At 63.9% G+C, this 15,907-nt stretch carries 14 protein-coding genes; 7 read left to right on the top strand and 7 right to left on the bottom strand.

The genetic code is table 11. The features are described from left to right. Window positions 1-40: 40 nt before the first annotated feature. Both GY791_00820 and cobB read right to left on the bottom strand, forming a co-directional pair. Window positions 41-628 carry a uracil-DNA glycosylase family protein gene (locus GY791_00820; protein ID MCP4326966.1) on the bottom strand — a complete coding sequence of 196 codons (588 nt, stop codon included), beginning with the start codon at window positions 626-628 and terminating at the stop codon, window positions 41-43. Further along, window positions 622-1,365: an NAD-dependent protein deacylase gene (gene cobB / locus GY791_00815; GenBank protein ID MCP4326965.1), complete on the bottom strand. Its 744-nt coding sequence runs from the start codon at window positions 1,363-1,365 to the stop codon at window positions 622-624. The genes GY791_00820 and cobB overlap by 7 nt, the downstream gene beginning before the upstream one ends. A 42-nt stretch (window positions 1,366-1,407) precedes the next feature. Between cobB and GY791_00810 the strand changes: the two genes are divergently transcribed. Both GY791_00810 and GY791_00805 read left to right on the top strand, forming a co-directional pair. Continuing rightward, complete coding sequence (locus tag GY791_00810; GenBank protein ID MCP4326964.1) at window positions 1,408-1,875, top strand: low molecular weight phosphotyrosine protein phosphatase; 468 nt, start codon at window positions 1,408-1,410, stop codon at window positions 1,873-1,875. After that, window positions 1,872-2,720 (top strand): fructosamine kinase family protein, encoded by an 849-nt coding sequence (locus tag GY791_00805; protein MCP4326963.1) that lies wholly within the window; start codon window positions 1,872-1,874, stop codon window positions 2,718-2,720. Before GY791_00810 ends, GY791_00805 begins: the two co-directional genes overlap by 4 nt. A gap of 46 nt (window positions 2,721-2,766) precedes the next feature. Here the strand turns inward: GY791_00805 and GY791_00800 are convergent, their stop codons facing one another. Continuing rightward, the gene (locus GY791_00800) at window positions 2,767-3,630 is read right to left on the bottom strand and encodes a glycosyltransferase family 2 protein (protein ID MCP4326962.1); all 864 of its coding nucleotides are present in this window, start codon (window positions 3,628-3,630) and stop codon (window positions 2,767-2,769) included. A 313-nt stretch (window positions 3,631-3,943) separates the two neighbouring features. After that, a complete protein-coding gene (locus GY791_00795; GenBank protein ID MCP4326961.1) occupies window positions 3,944-4,843 on the bottom strand; it encodes a transglutaminase family protein in 900 nt (299 codons plus the stop codon). A gap of 511 nt (window positions 4,844-5,354) precedes the next feature. Here GY791_00795 and GY791_00790 point away from each other — a divergent pair. Then, entirely contained in the window at window positions 5,355-5,600 is a 246-nt protein-coding gene (locus GY791_00790; GenBank protein MCP4326960.1) for a ParB N-terminal domain-containing protein, read from the top strand. A gap of 79 nt (window positions 5,601-5,679) precedes the next feature. On the opposite strand, the gene thpR is transcribed toward GY791_00790, so the two are convergent. Continuing rightward, window positions 5,680-6,222, bottom strand: a complete 543-nt coding sequence (thpR, locus tag GY791_00785) for an RNA 2',3'-cyclic phosphodiesterase (protein ID MCP4326959.1) — start codon at window positions 6,220-6,222, stop codon at window positions 5,680-5,682. Between the two features lie 19 nt (window positions 6,223-6,241). After that, window positions 6,242-7,282 (bottom strand): NADP(H)-dependent aldo-keto reductase, encoded by a 1,041-nt coding sequence (locus tag GY791_00780; protein ID MCP4326958.1) that lies wholly within the window; start codon window positions 7,280-7,282, stop codon window positions 6,242-6,244. Between the two features lie 159 nt (window positions 7,283-7,441). Between GY791_00780 and GY791_00775 the strand changes: the two genes are divergently transcribed. Both GY791_00775 and GY791_00770 read left to right on the top strand, forming a co-directional pair. Next, window positions 7,442-9,526, top strand: coding sequence for a tetratricopeptide repeat protein (locus tag GY791_00775; protein ID MCP4326957.1), 2,085 nt, complete (start codon window positions 7,442-7,444; stop codon window positions 9,524-9,526). Next, window positions 9,523-11,604, top strand: coding sequence for a tetratricopeptide repeat protein (locus GY791_00770; GenBank protein ID MCP4326956.1), 2,082 nt, complete (start codon window positions 9,523-9,525; stop codon window positions 11,602-11,604). Before GY791_00775 ends, GY791_00770 begins: the two co-directional genes overlap by 4 nt. A gap of 14 nt (window positions 11,605-11,618) precedes the next feature. On the opposite strand, the gene GY791_00765 is transcribed toward GY791_00770, so the two are convergent. Continuing rightward, window positions 11,619-13,511 carry a C1 family peptidase gene (locus GY791_00765; protein MCP4326955.1) on the bottom strand — a complete coding sequence of 631 codons (1,893 nt, stop codon included), beginning with the start codon at window positions 13,509-13,511 and terminating at the stop codon, window positions 11,619-11,621. Window positions 13,512-13,716: 205 nt separating this feature from the next. On the opposite strand from GY791_00765, the gene GY791_00760 reads away from it, so the two are divergent. Continuing rightward, window positions 13,717-14,727 carry a hypothetical protein gene (locus tag GY791_00760; GenBank protein MCP4326954.1) on the top strand — a complete coding sequence of 337 codons (1,011 nt, stop codon included), beginning with the start codon at window positions 13,717-13,719 and terminating at the stop codon, window positions 14,725-14,727. Window positions 14,728-15,265: 538 nt separating this feature from the next. Further along, on the top strand, window positions 15,266-15,787 hold the full coding sequence (locus tag GY791_00755; protein MCP4326953.1) for a hypothetical protein: 522 nt from the start codon (window positions 15,266-15,268) through the stop codon (window positions 15,785-15,787). The last annotated feature ends 120 nt before the right edge of the window (window positions 15,788-15,907 follow it).

Genomic DNA, 15,907 nt, shown 5'->3' with positions numbered 1-15,907 from the left:
CGGCGCCCAGGCTGCTGAAACGGGGAGCCGAGCCCGGCGCCTAGACCAGCTGCCGGATACGCCTTCGCAGTTCGGGCAGGACCTCGTCGTCGAACCACGGGTTCCGTTTCTGCCAGCCGCCGGTGCGCCAGCTCGGATGGGGCACGGGAATGACGTCGGGGCCGTAGTCGCGCCAGGCGCGGACGGTCTCGGTCAGCGTCTTCTTGCGCGTTGCGCCAAGGTGGTAACCCTGCGCGTATTGCCCGGCGAGAATGGTCAGCGACAGATTCGGCAGATGTCCGAGCAGGGCCTGGTGCCAGGTCGGCGCGCACTCGGGGCGCGGCGGCTTGTCGCCGCCTTTCGGCAACACGCCAGGATAGCAGAAGCCCATCGGCATGATGGCGACCCGCGCTTCGTCGTAGAAGGTCTCGCCGTCGACCGCCATCCACTCGCGCAGCCGGTCGCCGCTCTTGTCGTTCCACGGGATGCCCGATTCATGGACCCGGGTGCCGGGCGCCTGGCCGACGATCAGAATCCGCGCCTTCGCGGTCATACGCAGGACCGGGCGTGGACCGAGCGGCAGGTGAGCGGCGCAGATGCGGCACGCCCGCACCTCCGCCAGCAGGGCGTCGAGGCGTGGCGTTACCATCCTTTTGCCAGCACTTCGTCGACGTAGGCGGGGACGATGTCGGTCGCCGCGCCGTAGCGTCGCTCGGCGAACAATGAGTGGCCTTCCGACGGTTCCAGATTGAGTTCGACGGTATGGGCGCGACCGCCACGCCGGGCTTCCTCGACGAAGCCCGCGGCCGGATAAACGTTGCCCGAGGTGCCGATCGACATGAACAGGCCGCAGCCCGACAGCGCCTCATAGATGCGGTCCATGTCGAACGGCATCTCGCCGAACCACACCACATGGGGGCGCAGATTGCCCAATTCGCCGCAGGTCGAACACGACGTCGTGGTGTCGAGGTCCTCCTGCCAATCGGCGACGTTGCCGCAACTCAGGCAACGTGCCTTGCCGAGTTCGCCGTGCATGTGGATGAGGTTGCGGGTGCCGGCCAGTTCGTGCAGGTGGTCGATATTCTGGGTCACCACGAGAACGTCGCCGGGCCAGGACTGCTCGAGCCGAGCGAGCGCCTGATGGGCGGCGTTGGGCCGCACATTGTCCGCGAACAGGCCGCGCCGCCGTTCGTTGTAAAACGCCTGGACCCGGTCCGGATCGCGGACGAAGGCTTCGGGCGTGGCGACATCCTCGATCCGCACCTTCGACCAGATTCCGTCGGCATCGCGAAAGGTATCGAGGCCGGATTCCTTCGATACACCGGCCCCGGTAAGAATGACGATGGCGCTCGAACCGCCACCACGGTTGAATGGGTCCTCGTTCATCGGTCTTAATATAGCCACCGCACCAGCATGGAGGCCAATGCGATGCGAGTCCTGTTCGTCTGCACCGGGAATATCTGCCGTTCGCCAATGGCCGAGGGCGCGCTCCGCAGTGCCGTCGCGGAGGCCGGTCTCGACCGCCCGGTGGATGCCGATTCGGCGGGAACCCATGGCTACCATGTCGGCGATCCCCCCGACCGGCGGGCTCAGGCCGTGGCCCGTCAACGCGGGCACGATTTGTCGGCGCAGCGGGCGCGGCGGGTAACGCCGCGGGACTTCGAAGAGTTCGACTTCGTCGTTGCCCTCGATCGCGGCCACCATGAACAGCTCGCCGCGATCTGCCCGCCGGGGCGCGAGGACCGGATTCACCTGTTGATGGATTTTACCGAAGGGGCAAAAGGCTTCGATGTTCCCGATCCCTATTACGGGTCCGACGCGGACTTTCACCGCGCGCTCGACATGATCGAACAGGGCGTCGACGGATTGTTGGCGGCGATCCGCCGCCGGCTATGATCGATGATACCAAGGCCGACCGGGTCGAGGCGGCGCTCGGCCGGCGGCCGGTTTCGGCCCACGCTCTGTCCGGCGGTTGCATCGCCGACATCCGCCGTCTGGACTTCGCCACCGGCGACCCGGTGGTCGCCAAGATGGGAGGCGACCTCGAAACCGAGGCCTATATGCTGCGCTACTTGGCCGCGCATAGCGCGCTGCCGGTGCCGGAGATCCTTTACGCCGAGGCCGATTTTCTGATCCTCGAATACGTCGCCACCAACGGACCGCTCGACGCCGCCGCCGAGGCCCACGCCGCAGACCTGCTGGCCGCCCTCCACGACATCACCGGCGACCGCTTCGGGCACGAGCGCGATACGCTGATCGGTTCCCTGGCCCAGCCCAATCCTTGGACCCGGAACTGGGTCGACTTCTTCCGCGACCACCGCCTGCTCTCCATGGGTCGGCTCGCGCTCGACAGCGGCCGGCTGTCGCCGGCGGCGTTTGCCCGTCTCGAACGATTGTGCGCCCGCCTCGGCGAGTGGATTCCGCAGCCGGGGGCGGCGAGCCTGATCCATGGCGACATGTGGGGCGGCAACGTGTTGGTTCGCGACGGCCGCATCGCCACTTTCGTCGACCCGGCGATCTACCACGCCGATCCCGAGATCGAGCTCGCCTTCTCGACCCTGTTCTCGACCTTCGGGCGCGCCTTCTTCGACCGCTACGGCGAGCACCGGCCGCTCGCCCCCGGCTTCTTCGAGGAGCGCCGCGATATCTACAACCTCTATCCGTTGCTGGTTCACACCCGCCTGTTCGGCGGCGGTTACGCGGCTGCCGTCGAGCGCATTCTGGCGCGGTTCGTCGGCTAGGCCGCGACCCCAATCATGTCCGTGCCGTGGGTCCGTTGGCGCCGATCTAACGGGCGATGGCGCCGGCGCGGAGCCGCTCTTCGATATCTTGGAAATAGGCCCGCTTCGCGCGCGCGATCGCGCCCGTCGATTCCTCTTCGGTGTAGGCGCGAAAGGAAAGCCCATCATCGCTGACAATCGACCGGTCGAGGAACAGATGGATATGTCCGGTCGGCCGCACCGTGTGTCGCAGGAACTTTCCGTCGGTACCGGCCAGAACGAACCATTTCCGCAGGGCAAGCCGAAATATGGCATCTTCGCCGGCCACGCTGTGGCGGAATGCGTCGTGTTCGGGGAAACCGCCAATCACCTCCACGACCGCGCGCCGGGCGATGAAGTTGCTCGGCAGACTATTGACAATGACTTCGTACTGCTCGGGTTCACATGGTCTCGACAGGCCGACGAATTCGATACCGCAAGTCAGCGCCCCGATATGTGGCTCCTTGTCCAGCGCATCGATCGCCGGGCCAAAGAACTCGGGGGCGTATTCGTCGTCGCAATCGAGAAAGCACACATACTCACCGCGCGCCGCGCGTAACCCTGTATTGCGCGCACTCGCCGGGCCACAATTGTCCTGGCGCAGGAATACAACCTGGCTATGGATCGCCTGCAGGCCGCGCGCGATTTCTTCGCTATCATCGGTGGAGCCGTCATCGACGACGATGATTTCCATCTCGGCGACATCTTGATCGATGATCGATCGAACGGCGCCGGGCAAATCGGCAGCACCGTTGAAGCATGGAATAATCGTCGAGATACGAACCGGCAGCGACGGTTTCATGGCGACCTCGCAAAAGAGATTGCCCAAAGGAGAGGTCGCCGCACGGGTGTCCCGGTAGCGTCGGAGTCGGGCGGCGTTCGCGCGCCGCATCCTCTCTCCCTGAGGATCAAAACCGCAATACTACAAAATCGCTTGGCTTCAAAATACATCCGGGTCACGGGAATTGTCTTCAACCTGAACCCAGTCGTTCGCCTACACTTGCCGTCTCGACATTCGTCGATCGCGCGCGATCTCTTCGATGGCCGTGCGACCCAGGTTCCGATAACGAGTCCCCAACATGCAATAGGCCATCACTGAAAGAGAATGGAGCATCGCTCGGCCGATCCCGCTCGACGAGACGCGGCGCGCACGGGACGACGGGCAGCCATTGGCGGCGAAAATCACCGCGGCGCCTCCGAAAAGGTCACATGTGCAACCGGCCGGAAGACTGGTCGAGGACCAATGCCTCGGTGGCCGGACGAGTTTGCAGGGCTTCGATGAGCTCGCTCTCCGATACGGATTCACCGACCTTCTCGGTCCAGACCTTTAATTGCGTCAACAGGTAATCGCCGAAAGCCGTTATCATCGCCACGTTGGCGGCATCGCGTCCGCGCACCATGAGGATGCGTCCGATACGCGGCGTATTGTGTCGGGGATCGAAGGCGTACCATCGCCCTTCCAGGTAGACCTCGCTCCACGCGCAGAAATCGCCGGCGCCTTCCGCTTTCGCGCCGATATCGCTGAGATAGCCGCTCGCGTACCGCGCCGGAATGTTCATCGCGCGGCATAAGGCGATGAACAAATGAGCGAAATCGCGACATACGCCCGTACCCTCCCGAAACACGTCAACCGCGGTCTTCGTTGGCCGGCCGAACCGATACCCGAAGATGACGTGATTGTGCACCCAGTTAGATATTGCCTGAGCCCGGGCCCATCCGGGTGGCGTGGTGCCGAACATTTCCCAGGCTTTCGCGATGAACTCATCGCTTTCGCAATACCGGCTGGCCGTCAGATACGCCAGCGTCTCGACCGGAAGATCCACGATCTCGTGCTGACGCGCGTTCCAATTGAATTCATCCGGCTCGCCGGTATCCTCCACGATGCAGTCGGACCAAAGCGTCGTTGCCCCGGGCGGCGCCTGGAGACGAGCGCATCGGTTTCCGAACATGTCCGTATATTCCTCGATGGTGGTCTCGGGCTCCGTCCGAATATGATCCAATCCGATCATCCGACGATCGTTCGAAGGGTGGGGGTACAACGCCAGGAGCATAGGTGTCGGTTTCGGACAGTCGACGGCGAATTCGAAGCCAATGCGAATGAATATTGGACGTTCCTTTCGTTGGCTTGAGTGTGGTCGGTCAATTGCCTCTTTGGACGCCGGGCCGCATGCGATCATTGAAGCTCATAGCGGCCTGATAGTGGCCCGGCGAGCGTATCAGTTTCAAAGGCTCGCGGATACGCGTACCAGCGCCTATGGCCTCCACGAGATCGGCGATCCTGACCATCAAAACATAGGACCTGAAGACAAACTCAGACAGTCTCACATCACCGTCTGGCGCCATTGCTCACTTCTTGAAGTCCTGTCTACCGATACGTTTTCAGGTCTTCAGAGTCGCATCAATGGCGATGTCTCCATCCTCTATTGTCGTAAGGTGGGAAATCACCGAAAGGCGCATGACCCAACTATCACGCCATTGGGCGCCGCGGTCGAACGCATCCTGGCTAGTTTCCTGGGTTAGATACCGGCTACCCTCCGCTGGACTAGGTATCGTATAACTGGCGTTCGATTGTATGGGCGTACCCCGGAACGGCAAAGGTGCTTGGACAGACCGGCCATGAAGAATGAGACCTTCAAGATCGACGAGATCTATGTCCCGGTCAAACGGCGGAAGACGCTCGACATGAAGGTTGTAGACGAGATCGCCGAAAGCATGTTGGAAAACGGTCAATTGACCCCGATCATGGTTCGTCGGGACCGCGAGAGGTATGTGCTTATCGAGGGGTTTCATCGCCTCGAGGCAAGTAAGGCATTGGGCGAAAAGACCATTGTCGGCTATATCGTCCAGGCTCGCCCGCACTAGAACCGACGCCGAATTCACGCCGGCTACCGAATCAACTTAATTCGGATTTTCGAATCTGAAACTCCGATGCGACGCCGGATTAATCCGCGTCGAGCGGATAGGTCGCTTCGCCGCGATAGATCGCTCCGCTCTTCGACAGCAGGCTGGAGAACAGCACGAAATGATCGACGGCGAAGGGCTCGGTCGCGAACAGCGCATGGGCCGCCCGGTACTCCTCGACCCGGGACGTGTGGGCCGATTTGAGGCGGGCCAGCGTTATATGGGGCATGAATTTGCGCCGGTCGGGCGCCACGCCGATGCGGATCAGCGCCCGATCAACCTTGTCGTGCAGCGTCGACAGCGGTGCCTCACTCTCGGTCCCGGCCCACAAGGTGTGGATCTTGCGTCCGTGGCCGAACACGCCGACGCCGTCGAGGCGGAGGTCGAATTCGGACGCCCGCACGGTGGCGAGCGCGTCGTCGATCTCCTCGGCGCGGGCTTCGTCGACCTCGCCGATGAAGCGGATGGTGAGGTGGTAGTTGACGGGCGTGATCCAGCGCGCGCCGGGAATCCCGCCGTTCAACGCGGTCAGGCGCTGGCGGACGTCGGCGGGAAGATCGAGGCCGACGAAAAGCCGTATCATTTCAGCTTCCCCTGTGTGGTCACGGACAGGGCGACGGATCGTCGGCGTGAATCTCCTCGATCGCCGCCAGCGTTTCGTCGGATAGCTTGATCCCGATGCTGTCGATGTTCGCCGCAAGTTGCGCCTCGGTGGTGGCGCCGATGATGGTGCTGGTCACGAACGGCCGCGAATGAACGAACGCCAACGCCATCTGCGCCGGATCGAGACCCTGGGCCCGGGCGAGCGCGGCATAGGCCGCGGTCGCCGTCCGACCCTTCGGCGTGACGTAGCGCTTGAACTGGGGAAACAGGGTCAGCCGCGCGCCCGGCGGCGCGTTGCCGTCGATGTGTTTGCCCGACAGCACGCCCATGCCGAGGGCCGAATAGGCCATCAGGCCGCAGGATCCGCGCCACGCCACCTCGGCCAGTCCGATCTCGAAGGTGCGGTTGAGCAGGCTATAGGGATTTTGGATCGTGACCGGACGCGGCAGGCCCCGGGTTTCGGCGAGATGCAGAAAATGCATCGCCCCCCACGGCGTTTCGTTGGACAGTCCGATGGCGCGTATCTTCCCGGCCTGAGCCAGATCGGCGAGCGCGGATAGGGTCTCGTGAACCGGGATCGAGTCGTCCTCGTCATAGGAATCGTAGGACAGTCGGCCGAAGAAATTGGTCGACCTGTCGGGCCAGTGGAGCTGATAGAGGTCGATATGATCGATGCCGAGACGGCGCAGGCTGGCGTCGATGGCGGCCTCGATCTGGCGGCGGTCGAGACGCGTCTCGCCTCTGCCGAGCCAGGGAAGGTGCGTCGCGCGCCCGGTGACCTTGGTTGCCACGATGACCTGGTCGCGTTTGCCGCTCGATTTCAACCATGACCCCAGGTAGGCCTCGGTGCGGCCCTGGGTTTCGGCGCGGGCCGGAAACGGATACATCTCCGCCGTATCGATGAAATTGACGCCGCAGTCGAGGGCAAGGTCCAACTGACGATGGGCCGCCGCCTGGTCGTTCTGCTCGCCCCAGGTCATCGTCCCCAGACAGATCGCGCTGACCACGATATCGGAACGTCCAAGCGGTCGGTATTCCATGCGAATCCTATATCCGGGAGAGGCAGGCGCCGGGCGAGTCCTCGCACCATATAATACAAAGTCCGGCGATTTGAACCCAATGTCATCGGCGGATCCGTCGAGGTTGCGCGCCGCCCGCCATATTGCGGCAGTCGCGGTTTTTCCCTTACAACAGCACCCATGGCGGAGACGGCCGAGCGGCTGAAAGAGGCGCAGCGTTTGTTGCAGGCGGGTCGCCTCGACGAGGCGGCGGCACGTTTCCGTGCGTTGGCCTCGGAGCACCCGGGCGACGCCACCTTTCCCTACCTGCTCGGCGTCGCCGCCCGCGCCGCGGGTCGGCTCGACGAAGCGATCGACCATCTCGAAGCGGCCCGTGCCCTCAGCCCGGGCGATGTTCACATTCTCAATCTCCTCGCCGGCAGCCGCCAGCGCGCGGGCGACGGCTCGGCGGCGAACGCGCTCTATGCCGCCGTCCTCGACATCGATCCCGACAACGGCGAGGCGTTGTCGAGACGTGGCGACATCTGCTTTGACGGACAGGACATGGCCGGCGCGGCAATACTCTATCGCCGCGCCATCGCCGCCGGGGAGGCGTCGCCGCCCATCGCGACGCGCTACGGCGTTGCATTGGTGCAAACGGGCAACGCCGAGGCAGCGATCCCGGTGCTCGAAGACGCGGCGGCGAAGGCCCCCGACAATGCCAACACCATTCTGGCCCTGGCCGAGGCCCGATCGATCTTGTCCGACACCGAAGCCGCCCTGGCGTTAGCCCGCCGGGCGGTTGCGCTGTTCCCCGATAGGATCGGCGTGCGGATGAATGCGGCCAAGATCCTGCGCGCCCAGAACCGGTTCACCGAGGCCGTGGATAATCTCTCCTATGCGGCGGACCTGCGACCGGACGATGCCGAGATCCGCGGCCGCCTCGGACTCGCCTTGCTCGGTCAGGGGCGCGTCGGCGACGCGCTGCGCGAATTCGACGCCGGGCGCAAGATCGATCCGGTCGGTTCGGCGGCACGCAACCGCCTGCTTGCGCTGCACTATGCTCCCGATCTCACGCCGGCCACGATTGCCGCGGCCCATCTCGATTGGGGGCGACGGGTGGAGGCATCGGTCGCCACCCTGCCCGCGCGCGGGGGGGCGGGCCGCGACCCCGACCGCCGCCTCCGCATCGGCTACCTGTCGGCCGATCTACGGCGCCACTCGGTCGGCTATTTCATCGAGCCGATCCTGCGCCATCACGACCGCGACGCGATCGAACCGGTGGTGTTGTCGATGGTCCTGCGGCCTGACAAAGTTTCCGAACGCCTGCGTGGGTATTGCGCGTCGTGGCACTCGGTGGCCGGGATGACCGATGACGATTGCGCGGCGCTGGTTCGGGATCTACGGATCGATGTGCTGGTCGATCTCGCCGGCCACACCGGCGGTGGACGCCTCGATGTTCTGGCGCGCCGGCCGGCGCCGGTCCAGGTCACCTATCTCGGCTATCCCGACACAACCGGCCTGACGACCGTCGATTACCGCGTGACCGATGCCGTGGCCGACCCGCCCGGCGCCGACGGCCTCTATAGCGAGCGCCTGGTGCGGCTCCCCCATTGCTTCCTGTGCTATGGGCCGGACGCCGACAGCCCCGCGGTCGCCGCCGCACCCGACGCGGCGAACGGTTATGTCACCTTCGGTTCGTTCAACAACATCGCCAAGTTGAGCGACGCGGCGCTTGCCGCCTGGGCCCGGATTCTGGGCGAGTCCGGCGACAGCCGCTTGTTGTTGAAGACGCTCGGCCTCGCCGACGATGCCGTCCGGGCCCGCCTGGTCGACCGCCTCGCCGCCGCCGGCGTGCCGCCGGACAGGCTCATCATTCGCCCCCCGGTCGCCGGGTTCGGCGCCCATCTAGAGACCTACGCCGAGGTCGATATCGCCCTCGACACGTTTCCCTATTGCGGCACGACGACGACCTGCGAGGCGCTGTGGATGGGGGTTCCGGTCGTCAGCAGGGTCGGCGATTCGCACGTCGCTCGGGTCGGCGCGTCGTTGCTCGCGGCCGCCGGGCTCGCCGACCTGGCCGCCGCTTCGACGGACTCCTATGTCGAGACCGCGGTCGCGCTCGCCGATGACCGCCGCCGTCGCCATGAGTTGCGCCGCGGACTGCGCCCGGACCTGCAGGCTTCGCCGTTGCTCGACGGCGCCGGGTTCACCCGCCGGCTGGAGGCGGCCTATCGCGGCATGTGGCACGCCAATTGCGCGGCAACGCCGGACCCGGGGCGGTGAACGATTTGCAGCAACGCCTGGGCGGCGTCCATGAGCGCCTGCGCCGAGCCGCCTGGGGCGAGGCCGAGGAACTCCTGCGCGATCTGTTTCGCGACCATCCCAACAATGTGACGGTGCTCTATCTGCTCGGTGTCGTGGCCCGCGCCGAGAATCGTCCCGAGGAGGCGTTGCATCCCCTGGAGCGGGCGCTGGCGATCGAGCCCAGGAACACGAACGCCTGGCTGATGTACGCCGGATGCCTGAGCGCGGCCGGCCGATCGGAGCAAGCCGTCGCGGCGTGCGAAGCGGCGGTCGGCGTCGATCCCGAGGACGCGGGCGTATGCCGTCAGGCCGCCGATATTTTTTTGCAGAATAGTGCCAAGACCGCTGCCCTTCGCTGTTACCAGGGCGCCCTCGATGGCGAACCGGACGCGCCGTTCCTGGAAGCGCGGACCGGCCGCCTGTTGGCCGAGACCGGCGCCGTCGCGGACGGCCTGGCTCGCGCCGAGAAGGCCGCCGCCCGGGCTCCCGCCGCGCCCGACGTGCAGGCCGATTACGCCCGCGCCCTGATCGTCTCCGGGCGGTTCGACGATGCCGAGCGAGTACTCGATCGCGCGCGCGCGGCGGCGCCGGACGACCGCGACCTGCTCCACATACATGCCAAGACCCTGCGGCAACTTCAGCGCCTCGACGAGGCCGAGCGGACGCTGCGCAAGCTGGTCGCGATCGATCCCCGCGACGCCGCCGCCTATCGCGGTCTCGGCATGGTGGAGCTGAACCGCGGCAACATCGCCCTGGCGATCGACGCCTTCGGCCGCGCGGCAACGTTGCAACCGCGGGATTCGGTCGCCGAATCCAACGCCAACATGGCGCTGCTCTATGACGACCGGGCGACGCCGCGGGACGTCGCCGACGCTCACCGGGCCTGGGCCCGGCGTCATGCCGACCGATACGCCGCCGCGGCGCCGCCATTCGCCAACCCGCCCGACCCGGACCGCCGGCTCAAGGTCGGCCTGGTCTCCGCCGATCTGCGCACCCACTCGGTGACCTACTTCCTCGAGCCGTTGCTCGAGGCCCATGATGGCGCGGCAATCGAGATCACCTGCTTCGATTCCGGCACCGGTGGCGACGAGACCACGCGCCGCCTCCAGGCGTTGGCCGATGGTTGGCACAACATCGCCGGGGCCGCCGATGCCGAAATCGTCGAACTGATCCGCGGCCTCGGCATCGACGTGCTGGTCGATCTGTCGGGGCGGACCGTGGGCAACCGCGCCCTGGTCTTCGCCGCGCGCGCGGCGCCGGTACAGATCGCCTATCTCGGCTATCCGGCGACCACCGGGCTGACGACGATGGACTACCGGCTGACCGACGCCGTCGCCGACCCGCCCGGTGCCACAGAGGCGTGGCATAGCGAGACCCTGCTGCGGCTCGAGCCCTGTTTCCTCTGCTACCGCCCGCGCGCCGACGCGCCGCCGATCGCGCCGCCGGCGATGGCCGCCGCCGGTTCTCCCACCTTCGGCTCGTTCAACAACACGATGAAGCTGAGCGAGACCACCATCGCGCTGTGGTCGGCGGTGCTGGGCGCGGTGCCCGCGGCGCGCCTGGTGGTGAAATTCGGCTTCCTCAAGGCGCCCGAGGTGCGCCGGTCTTTGATCGCGCGTTTCGCCGATCATGGGATCGACGCGGAGCGGCTCGACCTGCGTGCCGGCGGCGACGAGCCGCGGACCCATCTGGCCGCCTACGGCGACATCGATATCGCCCTCGACCCGACGCCCTACAACGGCACCACGACGACCTGCGAAGCGTTGTGGATGGGGGTGCCGGTGCTGACCGTTGCCGGCGCGGCGCATGTGTCGCGGGTCGGCGCCTCGATCCTCACCGCCGCCGGTTTGCCGGAGCTGGTGTGCCGGGACGGCCCCGATCTGGCCCGCCGGGCGGCGGAGTTGGCCGCCGCGCCGGAAAGGCTCGCCGAGCTGCGCCGTACCATGCGCGAACGGCTCGACCGCTCTCCGTTGACCGCCGGGCCCGGCTTCGCGCGCCGTTTCGAGGGCGCCGTGCGTACGGCCTGGCGCGCCTGGTGCACCCGCGCCGAGGACTGAAACCGGGACGGCGCCTAAAACTTGCGGTCGAGGCGGCTCTTGCCGCTGACGATGCGCAGGGTCGCGTTCAAGGTATCCTCGTCGTTGTCGAAGCCGCCGTGGGTGGTGCTCTGCGCGGCCACGGCGATCGTGTCGGCGTCGCCCACGGAATAGGCAACCGCCTTCTCGTTCTCGAACACGCGCCCGCCGAGCACGCGCTTGATCGCCCGGTCCTTGGTCAGGAACGCCTCCATGCCGAGCAGCGGCGTCTTGCGCTCGGTTTCGAAGGCTTCCGAGACCAGATAGAGCAGGCTCTTGTTGTAGACCGGTCCGACGCTGTCGCCCCGTTCCGATTTGTCGGTCAGGTTGAACAGGGTCAGCCGCTCGATCGACCCGCGATGCGGCAGGACCTTGTCCCTGAACAGTTGGGTGGTGCAGGCCGGGGCATAGAAGGTGAGGCTCTTGATCGGGATGCCGAGCGCCGCCAGCGCGGGCACCAGATGGCCATGGAAGATGCTGCCCGCGCTGTGGCCGACGAGGTGGAGCTCGGGCGCCGGGTCGAGGCCGTCGAGGCAGGCCTTGAGGCGCTCGGCGGTGACTCGAGCTCCGCCATCGGGGGCCGCGGCGGCGGCCGCGTTCTGCTTCATCTGGCTCCACACCGGGCGGCCCAGGCCGCGCGCGCCCAGTTCCACCGCTTCGTCGACCAAATCCTGAAAGCGGTCCTTGAAGTCGTCGCGCCAGCCTTCGAAGCGGCCGCGGCGGAAGGCGTCCTGGACGATGCCGCGGATCGAATCGACGAGCCCCGATTCCCACATGAAATGGATCGGATAGATCTTGTTGGCGAGGAAATAGGGCAGCAGGCTGGCGATGCGCGACGCCGACGCCTTTTCGTCGTTCAACCCGCCATGGGCATAGAGCAGCAGCCGCGCCCGCCGGCCCCAGCCCTCCGCCGCCGTCTTGAAACCGGCGAGCACGACGTTGTCGACGTCCGCCGCCTCGGTGGCGTAAATCCCGGTCGCCGAAAACGCGCCGTCATTGCCGAGATTGACGAAGTGCGGCCGGATCGTGCTGAGCACCACCGATTCGTGGGGGATATAATCGAACTCGGCGATCCGGCTGTCGACCGCGCCGGCTTCCATGGCCAGGCTCGCGGTCGGCACGCCGAGCCGGGCGACCCAGCAATCGTAACCGTTCTCCAGCCAGTCGTCGTAGTCAATATGGCAGAACCCCTTCAGTCCCCATTTCGGGCCCCACGAATTCTGCACCCAGAACCCGGTCTCGTCGTAGCCGACGATGGCGAAGGCATGGCCGCCGATCAGGCGCTTGCGATAGGGAATCCGCCCGCTCTCGGGGTCGACCTGGCGCCAGCCCTCGTGGACCGACGCGCTGGCATAGAGGATGCCGGCCTCGTTGAGCGCGCTGTGCATCTGGTTGAGGTGGAGGTGGCGGACCCGCAGATAGGCGCCGAGCGGTCGGCGCAACGCCGCGAACTGGCGCTCGGGGGTCAGCCGCCCGGGATCGCGCTCGTCGTAGGGCCACCCGCCCCACGAGCAGACGCCGTGCCGCAGCCAGCCCTTCATCGCGCCGCGGATGCTCGAGCCGCTGTAGTTCTCGCCCTCCCATTCGTCGTAGCGCTTGGCCATCTCGTAGAGCATGCGCGCGCTGACGCCGTTGTTCTTCTTGCGCAGCTCCTGGCGCCGCGTGTCGTCGATATCGGACCGGTTGTAGAACAGGAAGTTGACCACGGCGGCGAGGCCGAAGCCGGTGCAGGCTCCCTCCTTGCCCTGGTCGAGCACGATGGGTACCCGGCTGCGGTTGTCGATCTCGAACGGCAGCTCGCTCAGGCTGCCTTCGTACATCAGGTCGCGGAGGTCGAGAGGGTCCTTGGTGACGCCCTCATAGACCCGTTCTTGGTTGTCGTCGCTCATGGTCGTCTGCCCCTCCGCTTACGACCCCGTCGCGCCCACCACCGGCAAAAGCGACTATAGCACGGTAGGCGGCCGCGCCCACTGGCCATCTTGCTTGATCCATGTCTACCTTCAATCCTCGGCCCCTAATCATTGCGCGCCTTATTGGCGGATGGTTTAACCATAGCGGGAAGCAAGAATTCGGCGAGGGGCCGCGGAGGCAAGAATGCGACCAGCGAATAAAGAGTATCAGTATGAAGTTGATCAGTGCAGCGTCAGCGATAAAGCGTTGCTCACTGAGTTTCGAGCAAAACGTTCAGAATGGAAAAGCTGGCTCGAACGCGATGTCCACCACAATATCTGGGGCCAAATTCACGCGATAATGTGGAATGATGCGGCGTACCGCTCACTTAATGAAGCACGCCGCTTTGCGTCCGCAAATGAACCCACTGCTGCAGTCAACGGCATGTTCGGCGAGCTTGTGGATCGTGGGTATGTATCAACCCAGGTTCTCGACCTCTGCAAAATCACCGATAGATCAAACAATGATCCTAAGAAAGGCGTTATTTCACTGCGGCGTTTGCTCGACGATATCAGAGAACATCGCCGCCTACTAACGCGCGAAAATTTCGTGGCATACGATGGTCTACCATATGATTATGCTGCGGCTGGACAAGCGTATTTTGAAAGTCTGGCTCCCAAAGAGCGCGGCAAGGCGAGATGGGTCGCTACTAGAGGGCCAGACGCCTGGGGCATGTCGGAGAGAGTGCACAATGCCTTCGACAAGCTTTCAGGCATTGTAGCCGAGAATAGAACACGAACAGATCTCATCCACGAAGAAGTGTTCGTGAACGTCGATGCGTGGTTCGACTTGCCGATATTGCGCAAGTTGCGCACTTATCGAAACAAATATATTGGCCATGCTGCTGACGCGATTTCACGCGATATTGAACCTCTGGACCGGCTTGGCTTGTCACTCGACGAAATTGCGGATGCGCAACGTGTTGTTATCAGGATTGCGACCGCTATCGGGTCCAGCATTCTCTATGATTGTGCACTTGGCGGAGTGGTTCCGACACCACAATTCAACCAATTCGAAAACTTAGAAAAGCCGGTCATTCCTGCCGTCAATATGGAAGAAATCGGGACGTGGTGGCACGGACATGAGCGTGAGCGCCAATCTTGGCTGAACGAGCAGTTAGATTTGATCACCGGGGAGGTAAGAAGGACAACTTAGGCCCATTTGTGTTAGGTGTTATTCGGTGATGATTGGCTCTTCTAGCGTGCTTTAACAACGACCCAATCTCGAAGAATGCGTCGGCAACTCGCGAAGGCTGCCCCCGTGCATCAGGTCGCGCAGGTCGAGGCGGTCCCTGGTGACGCCCTCGCAGACATGTTCTTGATTGTCGTCGCTCATAGTTGCACGCCGCTCTGCTCACGACCCCGTCACGCTCACCACCAGCGGAAGCGGCTATACCACGGTTGACGGTTGCGGTCGCCGGGGGATGGGCGATTCCAGATCTCGCATTCAACCCAAATGAGACCCTAATCCTAGCGTGCTCTAACGCTTAGAATTAATCGCGACGCGGAGCATGACTTACGAAATCACGCTCATTCTGCGACAGAATTTTCTCTTGCCTGTGTCATTCGAGTTGCGCCGCCAGTATTTTTTGATTTTCACAACTTTGCAGAGTTCGTGGCGGGTTTTCGATTGCATCGATCCGCAATGTCCCTAGGTTTGGTCAACGTATCGGGACGTCATTAGGTGTTCGAATTTGCTTATCCGACCGCGGCTTACCGATTACTACGGAATTCTTCTCTCACAGTCGGAGCTGGATTTCCCTATCCCGTTTTTGGACGAGGATATTCCACTCTATCTTGATCCGTTCATGCTGTGGCGGTCACCTTCCCAACAGGATCAGGCGTTGCATACCGCGCTAATTAATGCATTCAACCACCTCGGCTACTTGCAAAGGCAGGGTGAAGAGGAAAAAGCGATTGCCATCTTGATCGCCGCATCTGAGTGCGACGAAGTAGGGCTAGGCTCGTCCGCCAATCGTCGGGGAAAGCGCTTAGGGCGAGAGAAGGCGGTGGAAATTCTTTCGCTGTTCAAGAACATTCCACATTACACGAATAGAGGATTTCGACACTTCGAAGAAATCCAATTCTACGTCAATGGCGTCTCTAAGGATCGAATTAGCGACATTAGTTGCAGCTTTATTAAATCCTTTCTCATCGATTTTACTATCGATCAATGTTTGCGGCTTGGAATTCCAACTAATACCAAGTCTCTGTGAGTGGGACTCATATAGGGGCTTTCCGGAACGGTGTTTTTCTGATTCAAGATGGCAAACGGATGGAGGTTTGCCATGGGTTCTCCGGTTTCACTTCGAGACGATTTTGGTGCGGCCGGACTT

The sequence above is a fragment of the Alphaproteobacteria bacterium genome (genome assembly GCA_024244705.1).
Taxonomy (GTDB): Bacteria; Pseudomonadota; Alphaproteobacteria; order JAAEOK01; family JAAEOK01; genus JAAEOK01.
The sequence above is the reverse complement of the archived record's forward strand: the minus strand, read 5'-3'. Positions and strand labels throughout refer to the sequence as shown.

Bases quoted from the DNA above. Each gene is read 5' to 3' on its own strand.
- GY791_00820 (MCP4326966.1), bottom strand. From the start codon at position 628: ATGGTAACGCCACGCCTCGACGCCCTGCTGGCGGAGGTGCGGGCGTGC.
- cobB (MCP4326965.1), bottom strand. From the start codon at position 1,365: ATGAACGAGGACCCATTCAACCGTGGTGGCGGTTCGAGCGCCATCGTC.
- GY791_00810 (MCP4326964.1), top strand. From the start codon at position 1,408: ATGCGAGTCCTGTTCGTCTGCACCGGGAATATCTGCCGTTCGCCAATG.
- GY791_00805 (MCP4326963.1), top strand. From the start codon at position 1,872: ATGATCGATGATACCAAGGCCGACCGGGTCGAGGCGGCGCTCGGCCGG.
- GY791_00800 (MCP4326962.1), bottom strand. From the start codon at position 3,630: ATGCGGCGCGCGAACGCCGCCCGACTCCGACGCTACCGGGACACCCGT.
- GY791_00790 (MCP4326960.1), top strand. From the start codon at position 5,355: ATGAAGAATGAGACCTTCAAGATCGACGAGATCTATGTCCCGGTCAAA.
- thpR (MCP4326959.1), bottom strand. From the start codon at position 6,222: ATGATACGGCTTTTCGTCGGCCTCGATCTTCCCGCCGACGTCCGCCAG.
- GY791_00780 (MCP4326958.1), bottom strand. From the start codon at position 7,282: ATGGAATACCGACCGCTTGGACGTTCCGATATCGTGGTCAGCGCGATC.
- GY791_00775 (MCP4326957.1), top strand. From the start codon at position 7,442: ATGGCGGAGACGGCCGAGCGGCTGAAAGAGGCGCAGCGTTTGTTGCAG.
- GY791_00765 (MCP4326955.1), bottom strand. From the start codon at position 13,511: ATGAGCGACGACAACCAAGAACGGGTCTATGAGGGCGTCACCAAGGAC.
- GY791_00760 (MCP4326954.1), top strand. From the start codon at position 13,717: ATGCGACCAGCGAATAAAGAGTATCAGTATGAAGTTGATCAGTGCAGC.